Origin of the sequence: Streptomyces globosus (assembly GCF_003325375.1) — a bacterium.
Classification (GTDB): domain Bacteria; phylum Actinomycetota; class Actinomycetes; order Streptomycetales; family Streptomycetaceae; genus Streptomyces; species Streptomyces globosus_A.
Window position 1 is genome coordinate 2,826,653 of the sequence record NZ_CP030862.1, and the last position, 17,127, is coordinate 2,843,779.

The 17,127-nt window shown below is 76.4% G+C and carries 1 protein-coding gene (running past one end of the window); it reads left to right on the forward strand.

The genetic code is table 11. The features are described 5' to 3' along the window. The first annotated feature begins 145 nt into the window (after positions 1-145). Positions 146-17,127, forward strand: partial view of a type I polyketide synthase gene (locus tag C0216_RS12675; protein ID WP_428985422.1) — the 5' portion only. It continues 11,635 nt past the right edge of the window; only the first 16,982 of its 28,617 coding nucleotides appear in the window; the start codon lies at positions 146-148; the stop codon falls past the right edge of the window.

Here is a 17,127-nt window from a genome sequence, read left to right on the forward strand (position 1 = left end):
CTGCCCTCCGGCGGCTGCGCAAACCCCTAGTCCATGACTAGGGGTTTTCCTGGCGGGGCGGATCGGAGACTTGCCGCTGGTCTGCAGGTATGCGCGATCTGACGCGCCGATCCCCTGCCGTCCGCCGGTCTTTCAGATGGGTTGAGTGGATATGGGCAACGAGCAGAAACTCCGGGACTACCTCAAGCGGGCCGGCGCGGACCTGCAGCGCTCGAGGCAGCGGGTGCACGAGCTGGAGGCGGCCGCCACCGAGCCGATCGCCATCGTCGGCATGAGCTGCCGCTACCCCGGCGGGGTGGCCTCCCCCGAAGAACTGTGGACCATGCTCGTGGAGGAGCGGGACGGCATCACCGGCCTGCCCTCCGACCGCGGGTGGGAACTCGACCCCGCCGACGGTCCCACCGACATCCGCGGCGGATTCCTCCGCGGCGCCGCCGACTTCGACTCGGCCTTCTTCGGCATCTCGCCCCGCGAGGCCCTGTCCATGGACCCGCAGCAGCGGGTGCTGCTGGAGGCGTCCTGGGAGGCCTTCGAGCGGGCCGGCATCGACCCGCTCGCGCTGCGCTCCACCCGGACCGGCATGTTCGTCGGCGCGATGCCGCAGGAGTACCGCACCGGGCCCGACGACGACGTCCAGGGCTTCGTCCTGACCGGCAACGCGACCAGCATCATCTCCGGCCGCCTGGCCTACGTCCTCGGCACGGTCGGCCCCGCCGTGACGGTCGACACCGCCTGCTCCTCCTCCCTCGTCGCCCTGCACCTGGCCGCGCAGTCGCTGCGCTCCGGGGAGTCCGAACTCGCGCTCGCCGCGGGCGTCACCGTCATGTCCAGCCCCACCACCTTCGTCGAGTTCGCCCGGCAGGGCGGCCTGGCCGCGGACGGCCTCTGCCGCTCCTTCGCCGACTCCGCAAGCGGCACCGGCTGGGCCGAGGGCGTCGGCGTACTCGTCCTGGAGCGGCTCTCGGACGCCCGCCGCAACGGGCACCGCGTGCTGGCCGTCGTCCGCGGCACCGCCGTCAACCAGGACGGCGCGAGCAACGGCCTGACCGCCCCCAACGGCCCCTCCCAGCAGCGGGTCATCGAACAGGCGCTGCGCGGCGCCCGGCTCTCCGCCGACCAGGTGGACGTGGTCGAGGCCCACGGCACCGGCACCACCCTCGGCGACCCGGTCGAGGCTCAGGCGCTCCTCGCCACCTACGGGCAGAACCGCTCCCAGGACCGGCCGCTGCTCCTCGGCTCCGTGAAGTCCAACATCAGCCACACCCAGGCCGCGGCCGGTGTGGCCGGCGTCATCAAGATGGTGCTCGCCCTGCGGCACGGGCTGCTGCCCCGGACCCTGCACGTGGACCAGCCGTCCACCCACGTGGACTGGTCGGCCGGCGCCGTACGCCTGCTCACCGAGCCCACCCCCTGGCCCCGGCGCGAGGAACCGCGCCGGGCCGGCGTCTCCTCCTTCGGCCTCAGCGGCACGAACGCGCACGCCATCATCGAGCAGGCCCCCGAGGACACGGACGCCGACGCGGCCGAGCCGCAGACCACCCGGCCCGCCACGCCGGGCACGCTGCCGTGGCTGGTGTCCGGCCGGACCCCGGCGGCCCTGCGCGGCCAGGCCGCCCGGCTGCTGGAGTTCCTGGCCGCGGACCCGCAGCACTCCGACACCGACCTCGCGTACTCCCTCGCCACCACCCGCGCCGGTCTGGAGCACCGCGCCGTGATCACGGCCGCCGACCGCGCCGGGGTGCAGGCCGCGCTCACCGCCCTCGCGGACGGTGAGGACGGCACCGCCGTGCGGGGCGCCGTCCAGGGGCGCACCAGGCTCGGCTTCCTCTTCGCCGGGCAGGGCTCCCAGCGGGCCGGCATGGGCCGCGAGCTGTACGCCCGCTTCCCGGTGTTCGCCGCCGCCCTCGACGAGGTGCTGGCGGCCCTGGACCAGTGCGACCACGGGCACGACGTCCCGCTGCGCGAGGTGCTGTTCGCCGCCGAGGGCAGCCGTGAGGCGGCCCTCCTCGACCGCACCGGCTACGCCCAGCCCGCCCTGTTCGCCGTCGAGGTCGCCCTCTTCCGGCTCGTCCGGTCCCTCGGAATCACGCCGGACTACCTCACCGGCCACTCCATCGGCGAGATCGCCGCCGCCCACGTCGCCGGGGTGTTCACCCTCGCCGACGCGTGCACGCTGGTCTCCGCCCGGGCCCGCCTGATGCAGGCCCTTCCGGAGGGCGGCGCCATGATCGCCGTCCAGGCCACCGAGGAGGAGGTCCTCGGCCGCCTCACCGACGCGGTCGCGGTCTCCGTCGCCGCCGTCAACGGACCCCACGCCGTCGTCGTGGCCGGGGCCGCGGACGAAACCGCGGCCGTCGCCGCGCACTTCGACGCGATGGGCCGCAAGACGCGGCCGCTGCGCGTCTCGCACGCCTTCCACTCGCCCCTGATGGAGCCGATGCTGGAGGAGTTCCGCGCCGTCGTCGCCGGACTCGACCCGCAAGCCCCCGCCATCCCGGTGATCTCCACCCTCACCGGCGTCCCCGCCACCGCCGAGCAGCTCGCCTCCCCCGCATACTGGGCCGACCACGCACGCCACGCCGTCCGCTTCGCCGACGCACTCGACTGGCTCACCGGCCACGGCGCCGGAGCCTTCCTCGAACTCGGCCCCGACGGAGTGCTGTCCGCCCTCGCCCAGGCCCACCCCGGTGCCGACAGCCTCACCGACCTGGCCGCGAGCCCGCTGCTGCGCCCGGGCCGCCCCGAGGCCGACACCTTCACCGAGGGCCTCGCCGCCCTGCACGTACGCGGCATCCGCGTCCAGTGGGACGGCTGGTTCGCCGGCACCGGGGCCCGCCCCGTCGACCTGCCCACGTACGCCTTCGAACACCGCGCCTACTGGCCCCGCACGGCGCTCGGCCGGCACGCCGGCGACGTGCGCGGCGCCGGCCTGGGCGCCGCCCGCCACCCGCTGCTGGCCGCCGCCGTGTCCCTCGCGAACTCCGACGGACTCCTGCTCACCGGCCGGCTCTCCGTCCGGTCCCACCCCTGGCTGGCCCAGCACGCCGTACGCGGCACCGTCCTGCTGCCCGGCACCGGCTTCCTGGAACTGGCCGTCCGGGCAGGCGACGAGGTCGGCTGCGACCGCATCGAGGAACTCACCCTCGCCGCACCCCTGCTCCTGCCCGAAGAGGGCGGCGTACAGGTGCAGGTGTGGGTCGGCAGCCCCGACGAGACCGGCCGCCGCACCCTGACCGTCCACTCCCGGCCCGACGCCGGCCAGGACGGGGCAGCCGCGGACGAACTGCCCTGGACCCAGCACGCCCAGGGCGTGCTGGCCGCCACGGACCGGCAGGCCCCGGCCGGGGACGGGTTCGCGGCCGGGGCCTGGCCCCCGGCCGACGCGCGCCCGCTGGACCTCGACGGGTTCTACGGGCGGATGGCCGACACCGGCTTCACGTACGGACCCCTGTTCCAGGGAGTGCGCGCCGCCTGGCGCGCCGGAGACGACGTGTACGCCGAGGTGGCGCTTCCCGAGACCGGGACCGCCGCCGACGCGTTCGGCATCCACCCCGCCCTCCTCGACGCCGCCCTGCATCCCTGCGCCTTCCTCGACCTCGGCGAACACGGCCGCGGCGGACTGCCCTTCGCCTGGCAGGACGTCAGCCTGCACGCCACCGGCGCCACCGCCGTCCGCGTGAAGCTCTCCGCCGCCGGTGACGACGCGGTCACCCTGGCCGTCGCCGACACCGAGGGCCGGCCGGTCGCCACCGTCGGCTCGCTCATCCTGCGCGCCCTGCCCGAGGCCGACCTGAGCCCCGCCGCCGCACTGGCCCGCGAAGCCCTGTTCGAACTGCGCTGGACCCGGCTCCGCGGCACCACCGCCCAACCGGCCCCGGCCTCCGTCGCGGTCCTCGGCGAGGACCCGTACGGCCTCGGCACCCCGCTCGTGCGGGCCCCGGGCGCCGAGACGCCCGCCCTGGTCCTCGCCCCCGCCGCCGCCGCGCCCGCCGAGGACCCGGCCGCCGCCGCGCACGCCCTGACCGCGCGCGTCCTGCGGCAGATCCAGGACTGGCTCGCCGACGACGCCACGGCCGACGCCCGGCTGACCTTCGTCACGTGCGGCGCCGTCGCCGCGTCCGACGACGAGGGCGTCACCGACCTCGCGGCCGCCGCAGTCTGGGGCCTCGTACGCTCCGCGCAGGCCGAGCACCCCGGCCGGTTCGGCCTGCTCGACCTCGACCCCGACGCACCCGCCCCCGTACCCCCGCAGGCCCTCGCCGGTGACGAGCCGCAGCTGGCCGTCCGGGACGGCTCCGTGCTGACCGCCCGGCTCGCCCGGGCCCGCCGGGAGCCGGCCGAGGCCGTCCTCGACCCCGAGGGCACCGTCCTGATCACCGGCGGCCTCGGCGGCCTCGGCCGGTCCCTGGCCCGCCACCTGGTCGCCGAGCGCGGCGTACGCCACCTGCTGCTGGCGAGCCGGCGCGGTCCCGCCGCCGAAGGCGCCGCCGCGTTCGCCGACGAACTGTGCGCCCTCGGCGCGCAGGTCGCCGTCGAGGCATGCGACCTGACCGACCGGGCCGCCGTCACCCGGCTGCTCGCCGCCGTCCCCGCCGCGCACCCGCTCACCGCCGTGGTGCACACGGCCGGGGTCCTCGACGACGGCGTGCTCACCTCCCTCACCCCCGAACGCGTCAGCGCCGTCCTGCGGCCCAAGGCCGACGCCGTCTGGCACCTGCACCAGGCCACCGCGGAACTCTGCCCCGGCCTGGCCGCCTTCGTGGTGTTCTCCTCCCTCTCCGGCTCCGCCGGAGCCCCCGGCCAGGGCAACTACGCCGCCGCGAACGCCTTCCTCGACGCCCTCGCGCAGCAGCGGCGCGCCGCCGGACTGCCCGCCCTCTCGCTCGGCTGGGGCCCGTGGGCCCCCACCGCCGGCATGACGGGCGGCATGACCGCCGCCGACCTGGAGCGCCTGGCCCGCCTGGGCACCCCCGCCCTCACCGAGCGGGACGGACTCGCCCTCTTCGACGCCGCCCTCGCCGTGGACGCGCCCGTCCTGCTGCCGGCCCGGCTCGACCTGCCGGTCCTGCGCGCGCTGGGCGACGTACCGCCGCTGCTCCGCGGACTGGTCCGGGGCCCCGCCCGGCGTTCCGCCGTCGCCGGATCCGAGGCCGCCGCCGGACTCGTCCAGCGGCTCGCCCGCCTCGACGGGGCGGACCGCGCCGCGGCCGTCACCGACCTCGTCCGCGCCCAGGTCGCCGCCGTACTGCGGCACGGCGGACCCGAGGACGTGGACCCTGCGCGCCGCTTCCAGGACCTCGGCTTCGACTCGCTCACCGCCGTCGAACTCCGCAACCGGCTGCGCACCACCACCGGACTGCGCACCTCCGCCACCGTGATCTTCGACTACCCGACGGTCACCGCCCTCGCCGGCCACCTCCTCGACGAACTCACGGGAGACCAGGGCGCCGCCGCCGTGGCCGCCGCCCCGCGCACCGCCGCGGCATCGGAGGACCCGATCGTCATCGTCGGCATGAGCTGCCGCTACCCGGGCGGCGTCGCCTCGCCCGACGACCTGTGGCAGCTGGTCCGCGCGGGCACCGACGCCATCTCCGGCCTGCCCACCGACCGCGGCTGGGACCTCGACACGCTCTACCACCCGGACCCGGACCACCCCGGCACCGCCTACACCCGCTCCGGCGGATTCCTGCACGAGGCCGCCGAGTTCGACCCCGGCTTCTTCGGGATGAGCCCGCGCGAGGCGCTCGCCACCGACGCCCAGCAGCGGCTCCTGCTGGAGGCCTCCTGGGAGGCGATCGAACGTGCGGGCATCGACCCGCTCTCGCTGCGCGGCTCACAGACCGGCGTGTTCGCCGGTGTCATGTACAACGACTACGCCGCGACCCTCGCCGACAGCCGCTTCGAAGGCCACCAGGGCAGCGGCACCTCGCCGTCCATCGCCTCCGGCCGCGTGTCCTACACCCTCGGCCTCGAAGGCCCGGCCGTCACCGTGGACACCGCCTGCTCCTCCTCGCTCGTCGCCATGCACTGGGCCATGCAGGCCCTGCGCGCCGGCGAGTGCTCGCTCGCCCTCGCGGGCGGCGTCACCGTCATGTCCACCCCGACCTCCCTCATCGAGTTCTCCCGCCAGCGCGGCCTCTCCCCGGACGGCCGCTGCAAGGCGTACTCGGACGGCGCCGACGGCGTCGGCTGGTCGGAGGGCGTCGGCATCCTCGTCCTGGAACGGCTCTCCGACGCCCGCCGCAACGGACACACCGTCCTCGCCGTGGTCCGCGGCTCCGCCGTCAACCAGGACGGCGCCTCCAACGGGCTCACCGCGCCCAACGGGCCGTCCCAGCAGCGCGTCATCCGCCAGGCCCTGGCCGGCGCCGGCCTGACCACCGCGGACGTCGACGTCGTCGAGGGACACGGCACCGGCACCACCCTCGGCGACCCCATCGAGGCCCAGGCGCTGCTCGCGACCTACGGCCGGGACCGCGACGCCGAGCGCCCGCTGCTGCTCGGCTCGGTCAAGTCCAACATCGGCCACACCCAGGCCGCCGCCGGCGTCGCCGGCGTCATCAAGATGGTCATGGCCCTGCGCCACGGCATCGCCCCGCGCAGCCTGTACGCGGCCGAGCCCTCCCGGCACGTCGAGTGGCAGGACGGCGCCGTCGAGCTGCTGGCCGAGGAGACGGCCTGGCCCGAGACCGGCCGGCCGCGCCGCGCCGGTGTCTCCTCCTTCGGCATCAGCGGCACCAACGCCCACGTCGTCATCGAGCAGGCGCCCGCCCTGCCCGCGCCCGCCGCGGGCGCGGAGACCCAGGTCACCGCCTGGCCGCTGTCCGGCCGCACCCGGGCCGCGCTGCGCGACCAGGCCGTCCGGCTCCGCGCGTACGCAGAAGCCCACCCCGAGCTCGACCCGGCCGACATCGGCCTCTCCCTCGCCACCACCCGGTCCGCCTTCGAACAGCGCGCCGTCGCCGTCGGCGGCCGCGCCGAACTGCTGCGCGCCCTGCGCGCGCTGGCCCGCGGCGAGGCCGACCCGGCCCTGTGCGAAGGCGAGACCGGCCCGGCCGGGCTCGGCTTCCTCTTCGCCGGGCAGGGCTCCCAGCGGGCCGGCATGGGCCGCGAGCTGTACGCCCGCTTCCCGGTGTTCGCCGCCGCCCTCGACGAGGTGCTGGCGGCCCTGGACCAGTGCGACCACGGGCACGACGTCCCGCTGCGCGAGGTGCTGTTCGCCGCCGAGGGCAGCCGTGAGGCGGCCCTCCTCGACCGCACCGGCTACGCCCAGCCCGCCCTGTTCGCCGTCGAGGTCGCCCTCTTCCGGCTGGTCACCTCGCTCGGCGTGCGCCCCGGCCCGCTGCTCGGCCACTCCGTCGGCGAGATCGCCGCCGCGCACTGCGCCGGTGTGTTCACCCTCGCCGACGCGTGCGCGCTGGTCTCCGCCCGCGCCCGCCTGATGCAGGAGCTGCCCGAGGGCGGTGCCATGGTCTCCCTCGAGGCCGCCGAGGACGAGGTCCTCGCCCGGCTCACCGACGGGGTCTCCGTCGCCGCCGTCAACGGCCCCCGCGCGGTCGTCATCGCCGGGGAGGAGGCCGGCGTCCTGTCGCTGGCAGAGCAGTTCACCGCGCAGGGCCGCAGGACCAAGCGGCTGCGGGTCAGCCATGCCTTCCACTCGGCCCGCATGGAACCCGTGCTCGACGCCTTCCGCGCCGTCGCCGAGCAGCTGGCGTACAGTCCCCCCGTCCTCGACGTGGTGTCCAACCTGACCGGCACCATCGCCACCGCCGAGGAGCTGTGCACCCCCGGCTACTGGGTGGAGCACGTCCGCGGCACCGTCCGCTTCGCCGACGGAGCGGCTGCCGCCCGGGCCGCCGGGGCCACCGCCTTCCTCGAACTCGGCCCGGACGGCGTGCTGTCCGCCCTCGCCCAGGACGTCCTCGGGGACGACACCGAATGCGTCCCGCTGCTGCGCGCCGGCCGCGCCGAGGAGCGGAGCGTCACCGCCGCCCTCGCCCGGCTCCACGTACGCGGGACCGCCGTGGAATGGGCCGCCTACCACGCCCCGACCGGCGCCCGCCGGGTCGAACTGCCCACGTACGCCTTCCAGCACGAGCGCTACTGGCCCGAGCGGACCACCGCCGCGGCGGCCTCCGCGGCCGGGGGCCCCGCCGACGCCGCCCTGTGGGGCGCCGTCGAGCGCGGCGACACCGACGGCGTGGCCGGCATCCTCGGCCTGCGCGACGAACAGCACGCCGGCCTCGCCGCGCTGCTGCCCGCCCTGTCGACGTACCGGCGCCACCACGCCGAGCAGACCCTGCTGGACTCCGCCCGCTACGGGATCCGGTGGCAGCAGGTCCGCGCGGGCGCCGCCCCCGTCCTCGACGGCACCTGGCTCGTCCTGACCGCCGACGGGATCGAGGACGCCGAGCTGCTGGACGCCCTGCGCGGCCACGGCGCCCGGTTCACCCGCCTCGTCCTGGACGACGCCTGCCTGGACCGCGCCGAACTCGCGGCCCGGCTCACCGGGGCGGGGGAGCACCACGGCCTCCTGTCCCTGCTGCCGCTCGCCGACGGCGGCGGTCTCCAGGGCACCGGTCTGCCCGCCGGCCTGGCGCTCGGGGTGGCCCTCGCCCAGGCCCTGCACGACACCGGCAGCACCGCCCCGCTGTGGACGGTCACCCGGGGCGCCGTCTCCACCGGCGGCGCCGACCCGGTCACCCGGCCCGTCCAGGCCGCCGCCTGGGGCCTGGGACGGGTCGCCGCCCTGGAACGCCCGCAGGCCTTCCACGGCCTGGTCGACCTGCCCGAGAGCCTCTCCGCGCCCGCCGTGCAGCGCCTCGTCAGCGCGCTGGCCACCACCCCGGGCGAGGCCGCCGAGGACCAGCTCGCCCTGCGCGGCAGCGCCGCCTACGCCCGCCGCCTGGTGCGCCGGCCCGCCGCCGAACTCCCCAGGGACGGGGCCTTCCAGGTCACCGGCACGGTGCTCGTCACCGGAGGCACCGGTGCGCTCGGCGCCGAGGTGGCCCGCCGGCTCGCCGAACGCGGAGCAGCCCACCTGATCCTCACCAGCCGGCGCGGCCCCGAGGCCCCCGGCGCCGCCGAGCTGGCGGAGGAGATCCGGCAGCTGGGCGCCGACGTCACCGTCGCCGCCTGCGACGTCGCCGACCGGGACGCGCTGGCCGCCCTGCTGGCCTCCGTGCCCGCCGAGCACCCGCTGACCGGCGTGGTCCACGCGGCCGGTCTCGGCCAGGCCTCGCCGCTCGCCGCCACCCCGCTCGCCGACGTGCGCGCGTACACCGACGCCAAGATGCTCGGCGCGGCCCACCTCGACGCCCTGCTGGACGGCCGGGACCTGGACTTCTTCGTCCTGTTCTCCTCCGTCGCCGGCATCTGGGGCAGCGCCGGCCAGAGCGCCTACGCCGCCGCCAACGCCTATCTCGACGCCCTCGCCGAGCACCGCCGCGCCCGCGGCCTGACCGCCACCTCCGTGGCCTGGGGCCCCTGGGCCGAGGCCGGCATGGCCACCCACGAGGCCGTCTCCGACAGCCTCGCCCGACAGGGCCTGCGCCTCCTCGCGCCCGCCACCGCCCTGGCCGAACTCGACCGGGCGATCCTCCGGCAGGACACCGCCGTCACCGTCGCCGACGTCGACTGGGCCGCATACGTCCCCGTCTTCACCGCGGCCCGCCCCAGCCGGCTCTTCGACGAACTGCCCGACGTGCGCGCACTCGCCGCGGCACCGAAGACCGAGGCCGCCGCCTCGGAGTTCGTACGCAAGGTCCGCGCGCTGCCCGAGGCCGACCGGGACCGGACGCTCGTGGACCTGGTGCGCCGCGAGGCCGCCACCGTCCTCGGGCACTCCTCCGCCGAGTCCGTCGCCCCCACCCGCGCCTTCCGCGACGCCGGTTTCGACTCGCTGACCGCCGTCGAGCTGCGCAAGCGGCTGGCGGCCGTGACCGGCCTGGCGCTGCCCAGCACCATGGCCTTCGACCACCCGACGCCCCTCGCCCTCGCCGCCTTCCTGCGCGGCGAGATCCTCGGCGCCGCCGAGGTCCAGGCCGCCCCGCGGGCCGCACTCGCGGGCCGGTACGACGAACCCATCGCCATCGTCGGCATGAGCTGCCGCTTCCCCGGCGGGGCCGGCTCCCCGCAGCAGTTCTGGCAGCTGATCGCCGACGGCGTCGACGCCGTCTCCGAGTTCCCCGCCAACCGCGGCTGGGACGAGGACCTGTTCGACGCCGACCCCGACGCGGGCGGCAAGACGTACTCCACCCGCGGCGGATTCCTCCACGAGGCGGGGGAGTTCGACGCCGGGTTCTTCGGCATCTCCCCCCGCGAGGCACTCTCCATGGACCCGCAGCAGCGGCTCCTGCTGGAGACCACCTGGGAGGCCTTCGAATCGGCGGGCATCGACCCGGCCGCCGTACACGGCAGCGCCACCGGCACCTTCATCGGCTCCACCTACCAGGAGTACGGCACCGGCATGGACGACGCGTCCGCCGGCCACGCCGTCACCGGCACCAGCCCCAGCGTGCTCTCCGGCCGTCTCGCCTACCTCTTCGGCCTCGAAGGCCCGGCCGTCACCGTCGACACCGCCTGCTCCTCCTCGCTGGTGGCCCTGCACCTGGCCTGCCAGTCCCTGCGCAACGGGGAGAGCTCGCTCGCACTGGCGGGCGGCGCCACCGTGATGACCAACCCGAACGCGTTCATCGCCTTCAGCCGGCAGCGGGCCCTGGCTGCCGACGGCCGCTGCAAGCCGTTCTCCGAGGCCGCCGACGGCATGACCCTCGCCGAAGGCGTCGGCGTCCTCGTCCTGGAGCGGCTCTCCGACGCCCGCGCCAACGGGCACGACATCCTCGCCGTGGTCCGCGGCTCCGCCATCAACCAGGACGGCGCCTCCAACGGGCTCACCGCCCCCAACGGCCCCTCCCAGCAGCGCGTCATCCGCCAGGCCCTCAGCAACGCGGGCGTGACGGCCGCCGACATCACCGCCGTCGAGGCCCACGGCACCGGCACGGCCCTCGGGGACCCCATCGAGGCCCAGGCCCTCCAGGCCGTCTACGGCCAGGCCCACGACGCCGAGAACCCGCTGCTGCTCGGCTCCGTCAAGTCCAACATCGGCCACACGCAGTCCGCTGCCGGCGTCGCCGGCGTCATCAAGATGGTCATGGCACTGCGGGGCGGACTGCTCCCGCGGACCCTGCACGCCGACGAGCCGTCCTCGCACATCGACTGGAGCGGCGGCACGGTCGCCCTCCTGCAGGCCCCCGCCGCCTGGCCGGCCGGCGAGCGGGTCCGCCGCTGCGCCGTGTCCTCCTTCGGCATCAGCGGCACCAACGCGCACGTGGTCCTGGAGGAGGCCCCGGCCGCCGACCCGGCCCCGGCCACGCCGGCCCCGGCCGACCCGGCCGGGACCGCCGGGCAGGCGTCCGACCCGGGCGGCGCCGTGATCCCGTGGGTGCTGTCCGCCAGGACGCCCGCGGCGCTGCGCGGCCAGGCCGCGCGGCTCGCCGAGCACCTCGACCGCCTCGGCCCGGACTCCGCCGCCGCACGGCCGGCCGACATCAGCCACTCGCTGGCCTCCACCCGCGCGCTCTTCGAGCACCGTGCCGTCGTCCTCGGCGACAGCGCCGGGGACCTGCGCCGGCACCTGGAGGCCCTCGCGACCGGCGGCGCGTCCACCTCCGTCGTCCAGGCCGCCGCCGACCTCGACGGCAAGACCGTGTTCGTCTTCCCCGGCCAGGGCGCGCAGTGGGCCGGAATGGCCGCCGAACTCCTCGACCAGTCACCGGTCTTCGCCGAACGGCTGCACGAGTGCGCCGCAGCCCTGTCGGCCTACACCGACTGGTCGCTCGTCGACGTCCTGCGCCAGGCCGACGGCGCGCCGTCCCTCGACCGGGTCGACGTCGTCCAGCCCGCGAGCTTCGCCGTCATGGTGTCGCTGGCCCACCTGTGGGCCTCGTACGGCATCACCCCCGACGCGGTCCTCGGCCACTCGCAGGGCGAGATCGCGGCGGCCGCCGTCGCCGGGGCCCTCACCCTGGACGACGCCGCCCGCGTGGTGGCCCTGCGCAGCCAGGCCATCGCCCGCCGGCTGGCGGGCTCCGGCGGCATGGTCTCCGTACCGCTGCCCGCCGACGAGGCCGAGGCGCTCCTGGCCGCACGCGGCGGAGGCATCTCCATCGCCGCCGTCAACGGCCCGCGCACCGTGGTCGTCGCCGGCACCCCCGAGGAACTCGACGCGCTCGTCGAGGAGCTCGCCGCCGCCGACGTCCGGGCCCGCCGCATCGCCGTCGACTACGCCTCCCACTCCGCCCAGGTCGAGCAGCTGGAGGAGGAGCTGCTGGCCGCCCTGGCACCCGTACGCCCGCGCACCGCCGAGATCCCGTTCTTCTCGACCGTGACCGGCGACTGGCTGGACACGGCCGCCCTGGACGCCGCGTACTGGTACCGCAACCTGCGCCGCACCGTCCGCTTCGGCCCGGCCGTGGCCGCGCTGCTCGACCAGGGCCACCGGTTCTTCGTCGAGGCCAGCCCGCACACGGTGCTGACCATGGCCGTCGAGGCCGTGGCCGAGGACGGCGGGCACCAGGTCGCCGCCATCGGCACCCTGCGCCGCGACAAGGGCGGCACCGGCCGCTTCCTGACCTCCCTCGCAGAGGCGTTCGTCCGCGGTGCCCGCGTGGACTGGGCCCCGGCCGTCGAGGGCACCGGCGCGCACCGCGTCGCCCTGCCCACGTACGCCTTCCAGCGCGAGCACCTGTGGGCCCTGCCCGGCAGGCCGGGCACCGCGGGCGAAGGGGACCCGGCCGACGCCGAGTTCTGGACCGCCGTGGAGGAGGAGGACGTCGAGTCGCTGGCCGAGGGCCTCCGACTGGAGCAGTCCGCACTCGCCCCGCTGCTGCCCGCGCTCGCCGGCTGGCGGCGCCGCAGCCGCGAACGGGCGGCCGTGGACTCCTGGCGCTACCGCGCCACGTGGAAGCCGCTCGGCGCGCTGCCCCCGGCCGCCCGGCTCACCGGCACCTGGCTCGTCGTCTCGGCCGCTGCCGCGGCCGACGCCGACATCACCCAGACGCTGACGGCCGCCGGCGCCGACGTACGGCACCTGGTGCTGGACGAGACCTGCGCCGACCGGGCAGTCCTGGCCGACCGCCTCGCCGCCGTCAGCGCCGGCCCGGCCGAAGCCGGCACGGACCTCACCGGCATCGTGTCGCTGCTCGCCGCGGACGAGGCGCCGAGCCCGGCCGTGCCCGCGCTCACCGGCGGGCTCGCCCTGACCCTCTCCCTGGTCCAGGCCCTCGGCGACACCGGAATCGGCGCACCCCTGTGGTGCGTCACCCGGGGCGCCGTCTCCACCGGCCGCGCCGACCGGCTCACCCGGCCCGTGCAGGCCCAGATCCACGGCCTCGGCTGGACCGCGGCCCTGGAGCACCCCGACCGCTGGGGCGGTGTCATCGACCTGCCCGACACCCCGCTGGACGCCCGGGGCCGCGAACGCCTCGCCGCCGTCCTCACCGGGACGACCGGCGAGGACCAGCTCGCCCTGCGGCCCTCGGGCGTCATGGCCCGGCGCATCGCCCGCGCCGCCGCGGGCCGGGCCGCCGCGGGCAAGGACGCCTGGCGTCCGCGCGGCACCACCCTGATCACCGGCGGCACCGGCACCCTGGCCCCGCACCTGGCCCGCCGGCTCGCCGGGGAGGGAGCCGAGCACCTCGTCCTCACCAGCCGGCGCGGCGCCGACGCGCCCGGCACCGCCGAACTGCTCGCCGAACTCCACGCGCTGGGCTGCGAGGCGGAGTTCCGCAGCTGCGACCTCACGGACCGCGCGGCCGTCGCCGCCCTCCTGGAAGGCCTGACCGCCGACGGCCGCACCGTACGGACCGTCGTCCACACCGCCGCCGTCATCGAACTGGCCTCCCTGGAGGAGACCGGCCCCGAGGCATTCGCCAGGGTCATCGACGCGAAGGTGACCGGAGCCCGCCACCTGGACGAGCTCCTCGACGACGACCAGCTCGACGCGTTCGTCCTGTACTCCTCCACCGCCGGCATGTGGGGCAGCGGCCGGCACGCCGCCTACGTCGCCGCGAACGCGTACCTCAACGCCCTCGCCGAGCACCGCCGGGCACGCGGCGCCCACGCCACCTCCCTCTCCTGGGGCATCTGGTCCGACGACCTCAAGCTCGGCCGGGTCGACCCCGGCCAGATCCGCCGCAGCGGCCTGAACTTCATGGACCCGCAGCAGGCCCTCACCGGGCTGCGCCAGGCCCTGGCCGAGGACGCGCACGTCCTCACCGTCGCCGACATCGACTGGGACCGCTACCACCCGGTGTTCACCTCCGGGCGGCCCACCGCCCTGTTCGAGGACATCGCCGAGGTGCGCAGGCTGGAGCACCAGGCCACCGAACGGCCGACCGGAGACAGCGAGTTCACCGCCCGACTGCGGGCCCTGCCCGCCGCCGAGCAGGACCGCGCGCTCCTGGACCTCGTACGCTCCGAGGCGGCCACCGTCCTCGGCCACGCCTCCCCGGACACGCTGTCCGAGCAGCGGGCCTTCCGCGACGTCGGCTTCGACTCGCTGACCGCCGTGGACCTGCGCAACCGGCTGTCGGCCGTGACCGGGCTGTCCCTGCCCAGCACCATGGTCTTCGACTACCCCAACCCCGTCTCCCTGGTGGGGTTCCTGCGCACCCAGGTCGCCGGCGCACCCACCGGGACTCCGGCCGCGGCCGCCGCCGCGGCGCCGCCCGCCGACGACGAACCCATCGCCGTGATCGGCATGAGCTGCCGCTACCCGGGCGGGGTCGCCTCCCCCGAGGACCTGTGGCGACTGGTCGCCGCCGGGGCCGACGCCATCGGCGACTTCCCCCTCGACCGCGGCTGGGACGCCGACGGGCTCTACGACCCCGACCCGGACCGGCCCGGCAAGACGTACTCGACGCGCGGCGGATTCCTGGACTGCGCCGCCGAGTTCGACGCGGGTTTCTTCGGCATCTCGCCGCGCGAGGCCCTGTCGATGGACCCGCAGCAGCGCCTGCTGCTGGAGACCTCCTGGGAGGCTTTGGAACGCGCCGGGATCGACCCGAACGGCCTGCGCGGCAGCCGCACCGGCACCTTCATCGGCGCCAGCTACCAGGACTACACCTCCGGCGGCTCCGCCCAGGACGGCGCCGAGGGCCACCTGATCACCGGCACCATCCCGTCCGTGCTGTCCGGGCGGATCTCCTACACCCTCGGCTTCGAGGGCCCCGCCGTCACCCTCGACACCGCCTGCTCCTCCTCGCTGGTGGCCCTGCACCTGGCCTGCCAGTCGCTGCGCAGCGGCGAGTCCGCGCTCGCCCTCGCGGGCGGCGTCAGCATCATGGCCACGCCCAACGCCTTCGTCGGCTTCAGCCGGCAGCGCGCCATGGCCGCGGACGGGCGCTGCAAGGCGTACGCCGAGGCGGCCGACGGCATGAGCCTCGCGGAGGGCGTGGGCCTGGTCCTCGTCGAACGGCTGTCCGACGCCCTGGCCAACGGCCACCGCGTCCTCGCCGTCATCCGCGGCTCCGCCGTCAACCAGGACGGCGCGTCCAACGGCCTGACCGCCCCCAACGGGCCCTCCCAGCAGCGCGTCATCCGCCAGGCCCTCGCCAACGCGGGCGTCGCCGCCGCCGACGTCGACGCCGTCGAAGGCCACGGCACCGGCACCCGCCTCGGCGACCCCATCGAGGCCCAGGCGCTGATCGCGACCTACGGCCGGGACCGGGACGCCGAGCGGCCGCTGCTGCTCGGCTCGGTCAAGTCCAACATCGGCCACACCCAGATGGCCTCCGGTGTCGCGAGCGTCATCAAGATGGTCATGGCCATGCGCCACGGCGTCCTGCCCGCGAGCCTGCACATCGACCGGCCCTCCAGCCACGTGGACTGGACGGCGGGCGCGATCGAGCTGCTGACCGGGGAACGGGAGTGGCCGCAGACCGGCCGCCCGCGCCGCGCGGCCGTGTCCTCCTTCGGCCTGAGCGGCACGAACGCCCACCTCGTCCTGGAGCAGGCCCCGGCCGCGGAGCCCGAGCCGCAGGAGGAGGCCGCCCGGCCGGCGGGCGTGGTCCCGCTCCTGCTGTCCGGCCGGACCGAGGCCGCGCTGCGCGCCCAGGCCGGGCGCCTGCTCGACGCGGTCACCGGCAGGCCGGAGGCGTTCGCGCTGCCCGCCCTGGGACGCGCACTGGCCACCGGCCGCGCCGCCCTGGAGCACAGGGCCGCCGTCGTCACCGGCACCCGCGAGGAGTGCGTGCGGGCCCTGACCGCCCTGCGCGACGGTCTGCCGGACTCCGCCCTGCTCACCGCACGGGCCGCCGCGCGCGGCCGGACCGCGTTCCTCTTCACCGGACAGGGCGGCCAGCGCCCCGGCGCGGGCCGCGAACTCTACGAGCGGCACCCGGCGTTCGCCGACGCCCTGGACGCCGTACTGGCCCTCTTCGACCGCGAACTGGAGCGGCCGCTGCGCGAGGTGATGTTCGCCGCGCCCGGCAGCGCCGAAGCCGCGCTGCTCGACGACACGGCCTACACCCAGCCCGCCCTGTTCGCCCTGGAGGTGGCCCTCCACCGGCTCCTCGAGTCCTGGGGCGTCCGCCCCGGCCACCTGGCCGGGCACTCGGTCGGCGAGCTCGCCGCCGCGCACGTGGCAGGGGTGTTCTCGCTGGAGGACGCCTGCACCCTGGTCGCCGCGCGGGGCCGGCTGATGTCGGACCTGCCCGCCGGGGGCGCGATGGTCTCCGTCGAGGCCGCCGAGGACGAGGTGCTGCCGCTGCTGGCCGGCCACGAGGACCGGATGGCCCTCGCCGCCGTCAACGGCCCCCGGTCCCTGGTGCTGTCCGGCGACGAGGAGCCGGTCCTGGAGCTCGCGGCGCGCTTCGCCGCGCAGGGCCGCCGGACCCGGCGGCTGCGGGTGAGCCACGCCTTCCACTCGCCGCACATGGATCCGATGCTCGACGCCTTCGCCAGGGTCGCGCGCGGAATCTCGTACCACGCTCCGACGACCCCCCTGGTGTCGACCGTGACCGGCCGACCGGCCGACCCCGAGCGGCTGTGCACCCCGGAGTACTGGGTCGAGCAGGTGCGCGCCACGGTCAGGTTCGCCGACGCCGCCCGCCGCCTCGCCGAGCT